This is a genomic window from Actinoallomurus sp. NPDC050550 (assembly GCF_040655075.1).
In the GTDB taxonomy this organism is placed as follows: domain Bacteria; phylum Actinomycetota; class Actinomycetes; order Streptosporangiales; family Streptosporangiaceae; genus Actinoallomurus.
Window position 1 is genome coordinate 67301 of record NZ_JBFAJC010000002.1, and the last position, 15779, is coordinate 83079.

Sequence of the window (15779 nt, forward strand, 5' to 3'; positions counted from 1 at the left end):
CCGTACGGCCCTGATCACCGGCTCGTGGCACGCGGCGTGCCACGGGCCGGTGTCATGTTCGGGCCGTCGCGTCCTTGAGTGTGTCATGGGCTCAGAAGCGCGGATCGCGTGCCCCGGTGTACACGACGACGACGGTGTAGACGGCCGGGACATCGCCGTCGTTGCGGTAGCCGTGGGGGCGGTCGCCGCGCAGTGTGAGGCCGTCGCGGGCCGGAACGGTGAAGGTCGCCCCGCCGACGTCCACCTGCAGGATTCCCTGCGTGACATGGATGAGCTCGCGGGTGCCGGGCGGATGCCCGCTGTCGTGGATCGGATGGCCGGCGTACAGCGTGTGCTCCCACAGCTCATGACGCCCATCGCTCATCAGCAGTGCGGCCGTGCTGTGCCCGTGACGGGTGACCGTCGCGTCGGCGTAGGGCGCGGGGCTGCCGAGTTCGGCGGGCATCTCGACGAGCTCGCTGATCGGCACGTCCAGCGCCGCGCAGAGCTTGGCCAGAGTGGCGACGCTGGGATGAGTGCGGGCGGTCTCGATCTGATGGATCATGCCGCGGCTGACTCCGCTCGCCGCGGCCAGATCATCGAGCCGCCACCCCTGCCGGGCGCGGGCTGCCCGGAGATTCGCCGCGAGGGTGCGGCCGACTTCTTCGACGACGTCCATCGTGCCAGTATATTGTTATTGACGCGCACCATAATATAACTGCATGGCGTATGAGGCAGTGCTGTTCGACCTCGATGGGGTGCTGGTCGATTCGCTCGGAGTGATCGAGCGGATCCTGCGTGACTGGGCGGTCGCCCATGGCGTGGACGGCGATCGGGCGGTGGCCCTGTCGTACGGACGGCGCGACATCGATCTGATCCGGATCCTGACGCCGCATCTGGACGCAGAGGCGGAGACGGCTGAGATCGTCGCTCGTGAAGAACGTGAGACGACGGGACTACGGGCGCTGCCGGGAGCCGATGTTCTACTGGCCTCGCTCCACCCCGAGGCCTGGGCGGTCGTGACCTCGGGAACCCGCGCGGTCGCCACCGCGCGGCTGGCCGCCGTGAGTCTGCCCACGCCGAAGGTCCTGGTCGCCGCCGAAGACGTACCGGCCGGCAAACCCGATCCCGCGGGCTACCTGCGCGCCGCCCGCCTGCTGGGCCGGAGCCCGGCGCGTTGCCTGGTCGTGGAGGACGCCATCGCCGGTGCGGAAGCCGCCCGCGCCGCGGGGATGGACTGTCTCGGCATCGGGCCGGCCTTCGGCGACCGGCCCGACCTGGTGGTCGCCCAAGTGCCGTCCCTGGCCCAGGTGCGCGCCATCACGACCGCCGAGGGCATCTCGGTCATCACGCATCGCGGAGCGGGAAGGACGGGCGCGTAGCCCGGGTTGGTACGGGTAGTCGCCATCGTGCGCGACACTTGAGAGGCACTCGTCAGTGTCCGTTGGAGGTAGGACGCATGCCCACGCTCGAAACCGCGACGCAGCCCCAGAACGCCGAGCGGCCCGCCGTCGCCGGTGAGCCCTGCGTTCTGCTCAAACTGGGCGAGATCGTCCTTAAGGGTAAGAACCGCGAGCTGTTCGAGCGGCGGTTGCAGAACAACATCCGCGCCGCCGTCAAGGGGCTCGGCATCAAGATCCAAATCTGGCCGCGTGAAGGCGTCATCGTCGTCCGCGCCGAGAGCGGCGAGCTGTCCGACGTCGACGCCGTCGCCCGGCGGCTCACCGACGTGATGGGGATCGTGTGGGTGCACCGCGCCTGGCGGGTGGCCAAGGACGTCGACGCGACCGTCCAGGCGGCCCTGGACCTGGTCGCACAGCACCCCGCGCTCGCCCGCAAGGGCGCGTTCGCCATCCGGGCGCGCCGCCGCGACAAGCGCTTCCCGATCACCTCCTCCGACCTCAACGCCCTCGTCGGCTCCAAGGTCAAGGAGCGCTACGACCTGCCGGTCAATCTCAAGCACCCGGACCTCGCGGTGTTCATCGAGGTCGACCAGCGCGAGGTGTTCGTCTTCACCGACGGCATGCCTGGCGCGGGCGGCCTGCCGGTCGGGATGAGCGGCCGGGCGCTGGTGCTGATGTCGGGCGGCATCGACTCGCCCGTCGCCGCATACCGCATGATGCGCCGCGGCCTGCGGGTCGACTTCCTGCACTTCTCCGGGATGCCGTTCACCGGCCCCGAGTCGATCTACAAGGCGTACGCCCTGGTGCGCGAGCTCGACAAGTTCCAGGGCGGCTCACGGCTGTTCGTCGTGCCGTTCGGCAAGGCGCAGCAGCAGATCAAGTCCTCCGGCGCCGACCGGCTCCAGATCATCGCGCAGCGCCGGCTGATGCTGAAGACCGGCGAGGTCGTCGCGCACAACCTCGGGGGCGCCGCCCTGATCACCGGTGACTCGCTCGGCCAGGTCAGCAGCCAGACCATGCAGAACATCACCGCGCTCGACGACGCGGTGAGCCTGCCGATCCTGCGTCCGCTCATCGGCATGGACAAGACCGAGATCATGGCCGAGGCGCGGAAGATCCACACCTTGAGCATCTCGGAGCTGCCCGACGAGGACTGCTGCACCGTGCTCACCCCCCGCCGCGCCGAGACCCGCGCCAAGATCGACGACCTCCGCCAGATCGAGAAGCGGCTCGACGCGGGGGAGATGGCCGAGCAGCTCGCCGCCAACCTTCAGGAGCACCGCCCCTCGTACGGCGAGCACAGCGCCTGACGGGTCAGCGGCGCCGGTCTTGTGAACGCTCGGGCCTGCCGGCGAGGGGTTTGGTCCATGGCCGTCTACTCGGACGACACGTTGTCTCGCCTGAGTAGACGGCACTGGCGACGATGGGTGGCTCGGGCGAACTCGCAGCCGAGCATGCGCGGGCCCCGCCATCCGCGACGGCCGGCAGGCGTTCGACAGCAGCCTCCGGCCCGGTGGGGCGGCGGCGCGGGCGTCGTGTGAGGGTTAGGAGGGCCGGGCGTGCGGGTCGTGGGCGCGTACCGCCGCCGCGACGGCTGCGTCCTCGGACTCGGCGCGGGCTTCGAGGCCCGCGATAACGCCCTCGATGTTCGCCTGCGGCTGGTTCTGGCTGAGCTTGAACTTGGCCTCGATGCGGCTGATGACCAGCTCGACGCCGACGACGGCGCGCAACTGCCCCTGGATGAACTTCATTGGTGCCTGGTCGACGGACCAGGGCTCGGCGCGGCCGTCCTCGTAGCGGTCGGTCAGGCGGCGTATCTGCGCCTCGGTCCAGGCCGGGTCGTCGTGGACGACGAGCCGGCCGTACACGTGCGCGGTGATGTAGTTCCAGGTCGGCACCACCCGGTGGTGCTCGGCCTTGGTCGCGTACCACGACGGCGTCACGTACGCCTCAGGCCCCCGGACGATCACCAGGGCCTCGCCCTGCACCGGCTCGCGCCACTGGGTGTTGTTGCGGGCCAGGTGCCCGATGAGGGCGCCTTGGTCGCCGGTGGTCGGGTCGTATTCGAGGGGCAGGTGGGTGGCGAGGAGGCCCTGCGGGGTCATGGTGATCAGGTCGGCGGCGCCTTGGTCGGCGAGGAGGGCGCGGACGGTGCCTTCGTCGGGGGTGAAGTGCTTGGGGATGTACACGGTCGGTCTTTCGGCTACGGGGCTGCGGGGGGCTACGGCTACAGGGGTATCACCTCGCACGCTAAACCTTGCCCCTGGGGACAAGGTCAAGCGTGGCGGGTGGGTGAGATGAGGTGTCCGGGTCGTCGGCCGGGAGAGAGGTATTCGGTGGGCCGGCCGGGCCGAGACTGCTACGCGCCGTCTGCCCGGGCGAGACACGGTCTCGCCCGGGCAGACGGCGCGTACGGAGACGAATCTAGTGGCAGGTTTTGCCCGAGCACTTCTCCAGGCGGTGGAGCAGCGAGGTGAGCTGCTTGAGCCGGGCCGCAGGCAGGCGGGTGACGGCGTTGTCGAGTTCGTTCGGGTCGCGGCTAAGGTCGTAGTACTCGCGCTCGCCGTCGGCGTACTCGACGTACACCTCGTGCCCGGTGCGGACCGCTTCGTAGCTCGGCGGGTTGCCGCTCGCGGCCGCCTGCAGGTCCGGGTCGCCCGCGAGGTGGTCGGGGCCGTGGTGCTCGATGAGGACCCCGTCACGGCTCTTCTGCCCGGGCCCGGCCTTGAAGAACGGCGCGAGGGAGCGGCCGTCGACCGCTGCCGGGACCTTCACTCCGGCGAGGTCCTCGAAGGTCGGGCACAGGTCGGTGTTCTGCGCGAGGGTGTTCGTCGTGTGGCCCGCCGCGACGCCCGGGCCCTTGACGACCAGCGGCACCTTGATATCGGTGTCGTAGGCGGTCATCTTGCCCTGTGCGAGTCGGTGCTCGCCCAGGTGGAAGCCGTTGTCCGAGCTGAAGACGAGGTAGGTGTCACGGTCGACGCCGTTGTTCTTCAGCGCCGTCTGAATGTTGCCGATCATCCGGTCGACGGCCTGCACGGCCTGCGCCCGCTTGCGGAACACATTGTCGATCGTGGTGATCTGCTTCGCGGTGAGCTTCTTATGGTTCTTGATCCATGCTGGTTTGTCGGACATGTCGGCCTCGTTGAACGCCGGGCCGCGCGGGGCCTTCAGGCCGGGGAACTTGTTCTTGTCCTGCGGGGCCGGGGTGTACGGGGCGTGCGGGGCGAAGGTGGCCAGCTCCAGCACGAAGGGCTTGCCCGCCTTGGCCGACTGGCCGATGAACTGCTGTCCCTTATTGCTCAGGACGTTGGTCAGATAGTCCTTCGGCTGGTGGCCGTACTTCACGACGCGGCCGTTCTCGTTGAGTGAGTAGTTGAACTCGGGGTAGCCGTTGCCCGCGACGTCCCACTCGCTCCAGCCCGGCGGCACCGGATCCGACGGCTGGTAGCCGTTGAGGTACTTTCCCATCATCGCCGTGCGGTAGCCGGCCGCCTGAAGTGCGGTGGCGAAGGTGTGGTTCTGGTTCCCTCGGGCGTTGAACGTCTGGTAACCGCCGTCATTGCCGCCGTTCGTGAAGACGCCGGTGTTGTGCGGGAAGCGCCCGGTGAACGTCGTGGTCCGCGACGGGCAGCACAGCGAGTCGGTCACGAAGTAATTGCCGAACGTGGTCCCCTGTTGCTGCATCTGCTGGACGTGCGGCATGTACGGGACGAGGTTCATCGCGAGGTCGTCGGTGAGGACGAAGACGATGTTGGGTGGGGCCTTTTTGGGAGCCGCCACGTGGTTCGAACTTCGCTCGGCGGCCGCCGCGCTACAGGCGGAGAGCGCGAGGCAGGCCGCAGCGGTGAGTGCCAGAATCCGCTTCATTGTCAGACCTTTCGTCGACTGCGGTCAGGCTGCCGTAAGACTCTTGGAAAATCATCGGAACGGGCTGGCACGATCATGGGAGTACGGCATCGAGAGGACGCCTATTCCGGGCATGCGGCTTTGCGTGCTCCGAACCGCCGAAATTGGCGACACGTGACGCGCCGGGCGCTGAAATGCGACGTTTTATGCCTGGGGCGTGCGCGGCGGGACGCTGAGGATGGAGTGGTAGTAACCGGGCGGGTCGGGCTCGTCGACGGGACGCCCCTCTGCCTCCACCCAGGCGTGCGCCATGAAGGGTTCGGTACGGACACCCACGTGCCACGTGGGCCAGACACCGTACGCGCGGCACAACAGCGCGGTGGCCAGTGACCGTTGCAGACATCCCTCGCCCGCGCACAGCACGCTCGTCGTCACGACGGCGTGGCGGGCCCGGCGGGCCCGGTCGTAGTCGGCCGGCCTGGCTCCTGCCCGCAGGAGCACGAGGATCACCCGTATGCGCCGCGGCGGCAGCCGGGCCAGCACCCGCGCTGCCCCGACGACCAGGAACGTCAGCGAACGCAGGAACAGCGGCAGCCTGCCGCCGCCGGTCACCGTGACCGGGGCGCTCACCGCGCGGTCTCCTCGACCACCTTGGCGGCGCGCAGACTCTCCACGAGGGCGGCGACGTCCGTGCCGGCGCGCTCGACGTCGACGGCGTGCCGCTCGGCCAGTGTGCGGGCCACCTCAGCCTCGGTCGCCCCGTCGAGGAGCATCCGCAGGACCAGGGCGCCGGTCGGGTTGAGCTGCCAGTACCGGCCCGCCGCCTGGTCCAGCAGCACGAGCCCGGTCCCGGTGTCGGCGGTGGACACGTCCCGGCGAAGTCGCAAGGTCATGGTCGTCCCTTCACTGCGGCGTCGCGTGACGTACGGGCAGCGCGCAGCCAGACTTCGCAGGCGAGAGTCGCGTCCAGCGCGGGCAGGCCCAACGTCGGTGGGTAGAGCGAGAGGCAGGCGGAGCGCAGCGCCTCGGCGTCGACCAGTCCGAGCCGGGCCAGCAGCGGGTCCTCCAGCAGTTCGGCGATGCGAGCGCGGAACCGGCGCAGCCCGGCGTGCCCGTCGACCGCGTAGTGGCCCTTGGTGGTCCTCTCCAGGAGATCCCGCGGAACGGTCCCGTCCATCGCCCTGGTCAGCAACGGCTTGTAGAGGCGAGGGTCGGTCCGTTCCTCCATGCGCACGGCGAGGCACGCCTCGAGCACCCGGTCGTCCAGGAACGGCACCGCGAGCGTCAGTCCGGCACGGCGGGCCTGCCGCACCGCCTGGCGGTATGTCCTCGCGCCTTGGCGGGCGAAGACGAGCGCTTCGTGCCGGGCGCGGTCGGGGGCCAGCGGCGCCGCCGTTCCGGCCGCCTCACGGACCAGGTGGCGTACCGTCTCGACGGCCTGATCGGTGGCCCAGGGGGGCAGCCGGAACGCGGGCTCCCAGTGATGCGGTTCTCCGGCGATGGACCCGGGCCGGTCGACGTCCTGCGCGGCCTCTGCCAGCCAGCCGCCATACGGGCGTGTGTCCGCGAGCGCCCGAAGCGATCCGCCGAGCGGCCATCGGTACCGGGCGCGGTATCCGCGCAAGTGGGACAGGGCGGTGAGGGAACGCCGGCGCGCGAGCGTATGCAGGTAGGCCGGCGGGCACTGCAGGACCTCGTCCCCGCCGAAGCCGCTCAGATGGACACGCGATCCTCGTCCGGCCATCCGCTGCCAGACCGCGTCGGAGCGGGCGACGTCCCGGAAGGCGCCGAACGGCTCGTCCATGGGCGGCACCGCGACGATGCCCTCGTACGGCAGAGGGACGTCTCCCGGGTCGATGAGATCGTGGACGACCCTGCCTCGCGTCGTCAGACGGTCGGCGGCACGCACCGCCCACGCCACGTCGTCGTTGCCCGGGTCGGTCGTGGCGACCGTCGCGCCGAGCAGGTCGACGTCTCGTTCGGCCGCCAGAAAGCACAGCGCCGTCGAGTCCAGGCCGCCGGAGAGGTCGGCGCTGATGATGCCACCGCCGGCCGTACGGAGGGCCACCGCCTCGGCCAGTCTGTCGGCCAGAACGCCGGCGCCCTCGGCCAGAGGGAGGTCCGGCTCGGGAGGTCGCCACCACAGGACCGCCCGTTCGTCACCGTCGTCGCCGAGGAGGAGGTAGTGGTCGGCGGGTACGCCCCGTACGCCGCGCCATGGCGTCCTGTCCGCCAGCGCGAAGGGGAGCCACGGATAGAGCAGGTACAGGGCCAGGTGTTCTTCGTCCACGTCGGCGCCGACCAGCGCGGCCAGCGTGTCGGACCGGTCACTCGCCACCGTCACCCGGCCGACACGGGTCCGGAAGACCCGCCTGAGCCCAGAGGCGCTTCCCTGCACGCGGACGCGGCCGTCAACGCTCGCGATCAGGTGGAAGCTACCGGCCATGGCGGAAGCGGGCCGGTCGAGGTCGGCCACCGTACGCGTGCCGGCGACCTGGTCGGCGAGGAGGGCGGCGGTGCCGCGGCACTGCCCCAGCACCGCCACCCGTACACCGTCGGTACCGGCGAGCCGTAGTTCATCCGGTGACCAGCACCCGATGAGAAACGGCCGCCCGGAGGGATGAGGCACCTCTTGCGAGGCCCCGGGCCGTAGGACGGCCGCCGTGTCCGCGGCATCCTCCCGATCGGGAAGGGCCACGAACCATGTCTCGCCGGAACCGTTCATCACCGGTCTCAGTGGGGGATGTGGCCGTGGAACTCGGGGATCAGACCTCCGGCACCCTTCGTTTGTTCTGCGAAGGATCCCGCCTCGGCCAGCATCGGGGGTTCGTAGGGAAGCGGCTCGTCGGGAATGCGGTCCATGGTCCTCCTCAACCTTTCGCCGGACCGTTTCCCCGGTTTTACCCCGGCCCCGACGAGGTGATCAATTTCCCTTTACCGAATCTTTGCGGTAAATGAGCGCCCGTCCTCTCGGCTACGGCTTCAGCGTGAGCGCGCGGGCAGGGTGAGGATGACCAGGCTGGCCGCGAGGAGGGCCAGGCCGGTGAGGGCGATGGCGCCGAGGTGTTCGCCGAGGACGACCAGCCCCAGGACCGCCGCGACGGCGGGCTCGGCCAGGGTGAGCGTGGTCGCGGCGGCGACCGGCGTCGTCCGCAGGCCCCGGCCGTACAGCAGGTAGCCCACCCCGGTCGTGATCACGCCGAGGTAGAGCGCCGCCGCCGCGCCGGGTCGGGTGAGCAGCCAGCCGGAGTCCGAGACCAGCAGGACCGGCAGGAGCAGCACCCCGGATCCGCCGAACAGCGCGCCGAGCACCGCGCGGCTGTCGTCGCCGCGGGTGATGAGGAACGACGCGACGGTGGCGTACGCCGCGTAGCCGCAACCGGACAGCAGGGCCAGCGCGATGCCCACCGGCTCCACGCCGGCCGCCTGGCCGCCGAGGGTGAGGGCCGCGCACCCGGCGACCGCGCCCGCCGTGGACAGCAGCCAGCGCGGGGTCAGCGTGCCCATGCGCAGCAGCCGGGACAGCAGGCCGGCGAAGACGGGCCCGCTGCCGATCGTGACGACCGTGCCGGTGGCCACGCCGGTACGGGCGACGGCGCTGAAGAACGCCGTCTGGTAGACGGCGGCGAGCGCCGCGCCCAGCAGGAGGAGTAGGCGGGTCCGCGTGCCGCGGGCGAGCAGGGGCCTCAGGCCGCCGCCGCGCAGGGCCACGGCGAAGAGGAAGGCGCCGCCGATGAGCAGGCGTGCGGCGCCGACCGCGATCGGGTCGGCGTGGATGAAACTGCGGACGGTGCCGGTCGTGCCCCACAGGGCGGCGGCCAGGACGATGTCGGCGGATCCGCCGCGCCTCTGGCGTACGGGCACGGCGGAAGAGACCTCGGAGATGGTCAAGGAGAACGCTCCAGATTAAGGAAACCGATCGGGGTCCGTGAATCCGGGGCGCGCCGAAAGAGCCGCGTCAGCGCGGCGTCAGAGAAAATGCCCGGCGGTGCCGGGCGTGCGTGCGGTGGCCCCGGTCAGAACCGGGGCGGCCCGAGCTGGGCGGTGTAGTACGCCATGCCGGAGAGCCTACCGGGAGGTCGGTCGGGGCCGGGAGGCCGGTCGGGGCCGGGAGGTCGGTCGGGGTCGGTTGGTCGGGAAGGACGGGTTGGTCGGGAAGGACGGGTTGGTCGGGTGAAACCCTGTCCGCCTGCCGCGGCGCGCCGCCCGGGGGCCGGACGGCGCGCCGCGGCACGGGCATCAGACCTGGGTGAGGGTGCGGCCGACCACGGGCGGCAGGTCGCGTACGGTTGCGGCCAGCTCTTGAATGTCGCCGTCCACGAGGGCCTGCGGGCCGTCGCACAGGGCGCTCTCCGGGTGCGGGTGCACGTCGATGATGACGCCGTCGGCGCCGACCGCGATCGCCGCGCGGGTCAGCGGCAGGACCAGGTCGCGCCGCCCGCCGGAGTGGGACGGGTCGACGATGACGGGCAGGTGCGACAGCCGCTGGGCGACCGAGACGGCCGAGATGTCCAGGGTGTTGCGGGTGGCCTTCTCGAACGTGCGGATGCCGCGCTCGCACAGCACGATGTCGAGGTTGCCGCGCTGGGCGATGTACTCGGCCGCCATCAGCCACTCCTCGATGGTGGCGTTCATGCCGCGCTTGAGCATGACCGGCTTGCCGGCGCCGCCGACCGCCTGAAGCAGCGCGAAGTTCTGCATGTTCCGGGTGCCGACCTGGAGCATGTCGGCGTAGGAGGCGACGAGTTCGACGTCGTGCGGGTCGACGACCTCGGTCACGATGGGCATACCGGTCTCGGCGCGCACGTCGGCCAGGATCCGCAGGCCCTTCTCCCCGAGTCCCTGGAAGACGTAGGGGGAGGTGCGCGGCTTGAAAGCGCCACCCCTCAGGAGGGTCGCGCCCGCCGCCTGGGCCATCCGCGCCGCCTCGAGGGTCTGCTCCGGTGTCTCGACCGCGCAGGGCCCGGCGATGAGCGTCATGGTGCCGGGACCGATCGGTACCCCGCCGACCCGGACGACCGAGCGGTCGGGGTGGTTCTCCCGGCTGACGAGCTTGTACGGGACGGAGATCCGCACGACGTCGGTGACGCCGGGCAGGGCGTGCAGGTTCAGCGTCCCGAACTGCTCGACGTCGCCGACCAGCCCGATGATCGTGCGGTTGACGCCCCGGCTGACGAACGCCTCGCCGCCCGCCCCCTCCACCAGCGCGACGACCGCCTGGATATGTGCTTCCTCCGCCTCGGCGGACATGACCACGACCATGGTGCTCCCCTTCGGTAAAACGACAGATGCCCCGGACCCATCGGGCCCGGGGCATCTGTCAGTGGTTGCCTTTTAGCGCAGCGTCCTCCTGGCAGCCACCCGTGTCCCGGGCCCGCCATAGGTAAAGGAGAAGACGTTGCTCACGGAGAACAGCCTAACCGATGTGCGGAGCGACCGTGAGGGAGGGGCTCGGCGCATACCGTCGGCGGGGGGTGGCAGGATGGCCGATGACCATGAGCGGGGATTCGAAGAGGCGAGGACGACGCGGTGGGGCCTGAGGATCGCCTCCCGCCGGGGCAGTACGTCCCGCGCGGCTGGCCCGTCCTGCACTACGGCCCGGTGCCGAAGTTCCGGCCCGAGCGCTGGGACCTGCGGGTGTACGGCGCGACCGAGGCGGGACGCGAATACCGGTGGACCTGGCCGGAGGTCGCGGCGATGCCGCACGCGAAGGTCACCGCCGACTTCCACTGCGTCACGAAGTTCACCGTCCCCGACGTGGGGTGGGAGGGCATCCTCACCGCCGCCCTCGTACGGCTGGCGCCGCCGGCGGGCGAGGCCACGCACGTCATGGTGTGGGCGGAGTACGGCTACAGCGCGAATCTCCGGATGACCGACTTCCTCGCCGACACGACGCTGCTGGCCACGCGCCGGGACGGCGAGCCGCTCGCGCCGGACCACGGGGCTCCGCTGCGGATGGTCGTCCCGCACCTGTACGCCTGGAAGAGCGTGAAGTGGGTGCGCGCCATCGAGTACCTCACAGTGGACCGCCGCGGTTTCTGGGAGGAACGCGGCTACCACAACGTCGCCGATCCGTGGCGCGAGCAGCGGTACTCCTACCAGGAGGACGACCTTCCGGCCTAGGGCGGGAGGCGCCGCTCGCTACGAACGGGATTCGTCAGACCCGCCCTGGGGACTTGGCGAAATACCGGCGTTTCCGTGACGGTGGCATTACCGTCTGTGTTCATGTTAGGAATTTCGCTCGAGGCCGTTCTCGCTGCGACGGCGGCCCTGATGGCCGCCGCCGCCGGTTGGTCGCTGGGGTCGGCGCGCCGCCGTGACGAACACGACGTGCCAAGCGGTGAGGCGTCGTTCGCCGTCCTGCACACCATCTCCCTCGCGTCGGCCTCGCTGCGCACCGGCCTGAGCGAGGAGTCGGCGCGGCGTGCCGCCCGTCACCTTCGGGAGCTCCTCGGCGTTCCGGCCGTCGCGGTCACCGACACCGAGCGGTTGCTGGCCTGGGAGGGCTCCGGGGGCGACCACGCGGGGCAGGTGCTCCGGCTCGCCTCCCCGGTGCTCGGCACCGGGCGGCCGCGCGTCGCGGCGTCGGCGCAGGTCGCCTGCGGTGACCCCGGCTGCCCGCTCCGGGTGGTGGTGATCACGCCGCTGACCATCGAGGGCCGCGTCGCCGGGACCCTGGCCGCCTACGGCGAGGGCGTCCGTGACGAGCGCCTGCAGACGCTCGGGGAGGTCGCCCGCTGGGCCTCCGGGCAACTGGAGCTGGCCGAGCTGGATTCGTCCAAGACACGACTCGTGGAGGCGGAGATGCGGGCCCTGCGCGCCCAGATCTCCCCACACTTCGTCTACAACTCGCTGACCACGATCGCCTCCTTCGTCCGCACCGACCCCGAGCGCGCTCGTGAGCTGCTGCTCGACTTCGCCGACTTCGCGCGGTACTCGTTCCGCGACCGGCGGGACTTCACGACGCTGGCCGAGGAACTGCGGTCGATCCACCGGTACCTGCTGCTCGAGCGGGCCCGGTTCGGCGACGAGCGGCTGCGGTTCAGCGTCGAGATCGCGCCCGAGGTGCTGCCGGTCGCGGTGCCGTTCCTGTCCCTGCAGCCGCTCGTCGAGAACGCCATCCGGCACGGCATGCAGTACGGGACCGAACGGTTCCACGTACGCATCACGGCGCGGGACGCCGGCGCCGAGGCGGAGATCAGCGTGGAGGACGACGGGGTCGGCATGGACCCCGGAAAACTGCGCGCCCTCCTGGCGGACGGAGGAGAGGACGCGGCGTACGGCGGCATCGGCCTGGTGAACGTCGACCACCGCCTGCGTCAGGTCTACGGAGAGGAGTACGGACTGGTCATCGAGACGGCCGTCGGAGCGGGGATGAAGGTCGGCCTCCGCGTACCGAAGAGCCACCCAGGTGTCGCCGCAGGGTAAAAGAAACCGACTACTTGGTGAAACGAGTTGCATACTCACGGTAAAAGAGGGAGTCTCCTGCCATGCTTCGCGTGCTCGCAGCCGACGATGAGGCCCCCGCCCTGGAGGAGCTCACCTACCTGCTCCGCCGACACCCGCGGATCGAGCACGTCAAGCCGGCCCGCGACGCCGCCGAGGCGCTCCGCGAGATCGGACGGATGATGAAAAGCGGTGAGCGGCTGGACGCGGTGTTCCTCGACATCTGCATGCCCGCGCTCGACGGCCTCGACTTCGCCCGCCTCGCCGCCGGCTTCGCCGACCCGCCCGTCATCGTCTTCGTCACCGCCCACGACGAGTTCGCCGTCACGGCCTTCGAGTTCGGCGCCGTCGACTACATCCTCAAGCCCATCGACCCCGACCGCCTCGGCGAGGCCGTCCGCCGCGTCGACGAGGCCGTCCACCGGGAGATCACGCCGTACGAGCCGGAGACGGACGAGGTGATCCCGGTGGAGCTCGGCGGGCGCACCCGCCTGATCTCCCGCGCCGACGTCACCCACGCCGAGACGCAGGGCGACTACATCCGCCTGCACACCGCCGACGGCAGCTACCTTCTCCGGATGCCGCTGGCCGCGCTCGCCGAGCGCTGGCGGACCGCCGGCTTCATCCGGATCCACCGCAAGACGCTCGTCGCCGCCGCGCACATCACCGAGCTCCGCTTCGACGAGGGCCGCGCGCTCGTGCAGGTCGGCGACCTGCTGCTGCCGGTGAGCCGCCGCCACACCCGGGAGGTGCGCGACCTGCTCATCCGCCGCTTCCGGCAGAGGCCCCCATCGCCAGATGAGTGAACGCGTCACCGTCACCAGCCCGCGCGGACGCTCCAGGCGGCCCCTGCGCCGTGTCACCGGTGACCGGAGCCGCGTCGACGCGGCGCCCGTCCGCGCGCTCATGCGCGTCCAGGCCGGACACGCCGCCGTGACCTGCGTGATCGTCGCGTTGATCACCGGCGGGCTGCCGCTGTTGTTCGCGTGGGAGCCCGCGCTGTCGCGGGTGCGGCTGTTCGGCGTGCGCCTGCCCTGGCTCGTGCTGTGCGTGGTCGTCCCCGTCGTATGGGTCGCCGTCGCGCGCCGGCACGTACGCCTCGCCGAGCGCGCCGAACGCGACTTCGCCGCCATGGCCCGGCACGAGTGACCCCAGGGCGTGTCGACGCCGAACCCCCGGAAGGTGGTGGGACTCGCCGCCCGGCGAGGAGAACACATGATCACAATGCTCGCGATGGCCCTGCTCATCGCCTCCCTGGCGACCGTGCCGGCGCGGGGCCGGCCCGCCAAGGTATCCGACCTGTACACCGCCGCCCGCGAGGTGTCGCCGTGGTGGAACGCCTCGGCGATCAGCGGCGAGTACGTCTCCGCGGCGGCCTTCCTCGGCATGGCCGGTCTCGTGCTCGCGTACGGCGCCGACATGCTGTGGCTGCCGATCGGCGCCGCCGCCGGTCACGTCGTGCTGCTCGCCCTCGTGACGGCCCCGCTGCGGCGCTCTGGCGCGTACACCCTGTCGGACTTCGCCGAATGGCGGCTCGGCTCGCGGCGGGTGCGCCGCGCGGTCAGCGCCTGCGTCCTCGTCATCGGCTGGTTCTACCTGCTGCCGCAGTTCCAGGGGGCCGGAGTGACCCTCGCGGTGATCAGCGGTCTTCCGGTGTGGATGGGCTGGCTCGTGGTGGTGGCCGCCGTCGTCGTGCTCGTCCTCCCCGGCGGAGTGCGCAGCATCACCGGCGTCCAAGCCGTGCAGTTCTGGCTGAAGCTGACCGCCGTGACCATCCCCGCGCTCGTGTTCCTGGCCGTCTGGCGGCTGCAGAACGACGCCGACGCCGCCCGGCCCCCGTACTTCCACCGTGAGACCACGGTGACGGCCGACACCGCCGCCGGCATCCACCTGACGGCACCGGCCGTCGTCGCGGTCACCGGCGTCCTCGACGGCCGGCGGCACACCGGTGAGCGGCTGCGCCTCCCGGCGGGCCGGCACCGCGTACGGGCCCGGACCCGGCTCCGGTTTCCGGCGGGCGCGGCGGTGCCCCAGACATCCCGGATCGCGCTGCTGCGCGGCGACCGCTGGGCGACGCCCTTCGCGGGCGGCCGTCAGCATCCGCTCGCCGCCACCTACTCCGTGCTCCTGGCGACGATCCTCGGCACGATGGGCCTGCCGCAGATCATGGTGCGCTTCTACACGAACTCGTGCGGGCGCGCCGCCCGGCGCACCGCCGGGCTCGTCGTCCTCATGCTGGCGGTCTTCTCGCTGTTCCCGGCGTTGTTCGGCACGCTCGGCCGGCTCTACACGCCGGAACTCCTGATGACCGGCGACACCGACGCGACGCTGCTCCTGCTGCCGCACCGGATCGTGCCCGGCGTCAGCGGCGACCTGCTCACCGCCCTCGTCGCGACGGGCGCGTTCGCGGCCTTCACCTCCACGTCGTGCGGCGTCGTGGTCGCCGTGTCGGGCAGCATCGCGCGGGGCCTCGGGGGTGGCGTACGCGGCTTCCAGACCGCCGTCTTCGTCGCCGTGGCCGTGCCGCTGCTGCTCGCGCCCTGGGCCTGCACCCCGCAGTCGGCGGCCCTGGTGACCGTCTCGTTCGCCGTCGCGGCCTCGTCGCTGTGCCCCCTGCTCGTCCTCGGCGTGTGGTGGCGGCGGATCACCCCGCCCGGCGCGCTTGCCGGACTGCTCGCCGGCGGCTTGCCGGCCACCGCCGCCGGGCTGGCGCGGGTCCTCGGCGACCCCGGCACCGGCTCCGGCTGGCTGGGCACCCTCCTGGAGCAGCCTGCGATCGTCACCGTTCCGCTGGCGTTCGCGGTGACGGTCGCGGTCTCACTCCTCACCCCCGGGTGGATCCCCGACCGTACGGACCGGGCGATGGCCCGCATGCACCTGCCCGAGAACCTCCTGTCGGAGGGGCCGCCGTGAACCGTTCGTCGCGTCGCACCGACCGCTCGGCATTCGATTACGGAACGTATACCGCTCGCTACTGACCGTTTGCCGAGGCAAGGCCAATATGGGTTTCGCGGGGCTGCGCGGGGACTCTAGGGTTTCGGACACAGCAACGTTCTCGGGACGGCCGCCAGGCTCCGACTCGGGGGGGTGGACGCCAGGCGG

General features: G+C 71.1%; 16 protein-coding genes. 7 read left to right on the forward strand and 9 right to left on the reverse strand.

The genetic code is table 11. The features are described from left to right. Positions 1–91 precede the first annotated feature (91 nt). The gene (locus tag AB0I04_RS02595) at positions 92–658 is read right to left on the reverse strand and encodes an XRE family transcriptional regulator (protein ID WP_360877795.1); all 567 of its coding nucleotides are present in this window, start codon (positions 656–658) and stop codon (positions 92–94) included. Between the two features lie 43 nt (positions 659–701). On the opposite strand from AB0I04_RS02595, the gene AB0I04_RS02600 reads away from it, so the two are divergent. Next, the gene (locus AB0I04_RS02600) at positions 702–1361 is read left to right on the forward strand and encodes an HAD-IA family hydrolase (RefSeq protein ID WP_360877797.1); all 660 of its coding nucleotides are present in this window, start codon (positions 702–704) and stop codon (positions 1359–1361) included. Positions 1362–1438: 77 nt separating this feature from the next. Continuing rightward, positions 1439–2692 (forward strand): tRNA uracil 4-sulfurtransferase ThiI, encoded by a 1254-nt coding sequence (thiI, locus tag AB0I04_RS02605; protein WP_360877800.1) that lies wholly within the window; start codon positions 1439–1441, stop codon positions 2690–2692. 234 nt (positions 2693–2926) lie between these two features. Here thiI and AB0I04_RS02610 read toward each other — a convergent pair whose 3' ends face one another. The 8 genes from AB0I04_RS02610 to aroF all read right to left on the reverse strand — a co-directional run bounded on the left by AB0I04_RS02610 (position 2927) and on the right by aroF (position 10493). Then, on the reverse strand, positions 2927–3571 hold the full coding sequence (locus tag AB0I04_RS02610; RefSeq protein WP_360877802.1) for an FMN-binding negative transcriptional regulator: 645 nt from the start codon (positions 3569–3571) through the stop codon (positions 2927–2929). Between the two features lie 235 nt (positions 3572–3806). Further along, complete coding sequence (locus AB0I04_RS02615) at positions 3807–5252, reverse strand: sulfatase (protein ID WP_360877805.1); 1446 nt, start codon at positions 5250–5252, stop codon at positions 3807–3809. A 183-nt stretch (positions 5253–5435) separates the two neighbouring features. Then, complete coding sequence (locus tag AB0I04_RS02620; RefSeq protein ID WP_360877808.1) at positions 5436–5861, reverse strand: lasso peptide biosynthesis B2 protein; 426 nt, start codon at positions 5859–5861, stop codon at positions 5436–5438. Continuing rightward, entirely contained in the window at positions 5858–6124 is a 267-nt protein-coding gene (locus AB0I04_RS02625; protein ID WP_360877811.1) for a lasso peptide biosynthesis PqqD family chaperone, read from the reverse strand. Before AB0I04_RS02625 ends, AB0I04_RS02620 begins: the two co-directional genes overlap by 4 nt. Beyond that, positions 6121–7776, reverse strand: a complete 1656-nt coding sequence (locus AB0I04_RS02630) for an asparagine synthase-related protein (protein ID WP_360877813.1) — start codon at positions 7774–7776, stop codon at positions 6121–6123. Before AB0I04_RS02630 ends, AB0I04_RS02625 begins: the two co-directional genes overlap by 4 nt. A gap of 188 nt (positions 7777–7964) precedes the next feature. Further along, positions 7965–8093: a lasso RiPP family leader peptide-containing protein gene (locus AB0I04_RS02635; RefSeq protein WP_360877816.1), complete on the reverse strand. Its 129-nt coding sequence runs from the start codon at positions 8091–8093 to the stop codon at positions 7965–7967. 120 nt (positions 8094–8213) lie between these two features. Further along, complete coding sequence (locus tag AB0I04_RS02640; RefSeq protein WP_360877819.1) at positions 8214–9122, reverse strand: EamA family transporter; 909 nt, start codon at positions 9120–9122, stop codon at positions 8214–8216. Positions 9123–9470: 348 nt separating this feature from the next. Further along, positions 9471–10493, reverse strand: a complete 1023-nt coding sequence (aroF, locus tag AB0I04_RS02645) for a 3-deoxy-7-phosphoheptulonate synthase (RefSeq protein WP_360877822.1) — start codon at positions 10491–10493, stop codon at positions 9471–9473. Positions 10494–10760: 267 nt separating this feature from the next. Here aroF and AB0I04_RS02650 point away from each other — a divergent pair, with 267 nt between their 5' ends. The 5 genes from AB0I04_RS02650 (at position 10761) to AB0I04_RS02670 (ending at position 15590) form a co-directional block, all read left to right on the forward strand. After that, positions 10761–11354 (forward strand): sulfite oxidase-like oxidoreductase, encoded by a 594-nt coding sequence (locus tag AB0I04_RS02650; RefSeq protein WP_360877825.1) that lies wholly within the window; start codon positions 10761–10763, stop codon positions 11352–11354. A gap of 102 nt (positions 11355–11456) precedes the next feature. Further along, positions 11457–12659, forward strand: coding sequence for a histidine kinase (locus AB0I04_RS02655; RefSeq protein ID WP_360877828.1), 1203 nt, complete (start codon positions 11457–11459; stop codon positions 12657–12659). Positions 12660–12721: 62 nt separating this feature from the next. Continuing rightward, a complete protein-coding gene (locus tag AB0I04_RS02660; RefSeq protein ID WP_360877831.1) occupies positions 12722–13483 on the forward strand; it encodes a LytTR family DNA-binding domain-containing protein in 762 nt (253 codons plus the stop codon). Further along, positions 13476–13826 (forward strand): hypothetical protein, encoded by a 351-nt coding sequence (locus AB0I04_RS02665; protein ID WP_360877834.1) that lies wholly within the window; start codon positions 13476–13478, stop codon positions 13824–13826. The genes AB0I04_RS02660 and AB0I04_RS02665 overlap by 8 nt, the downstream gene beginning before the upstream one ends. Before the next feature lie 66 nt (positions 13827–13892). Further along, on the forward strand, positions 13893–15590 hold the full coding sequence (locus tag AB0I04_RS02670) for a cation acetate symporter (RefSeq protein WP_360877837.1): 1698 nt from the start codon (positions 13893–13895) through the stop codon (positions 15588–15590). Positions 15591–15779: the final 189 nt, after the last annotated feature.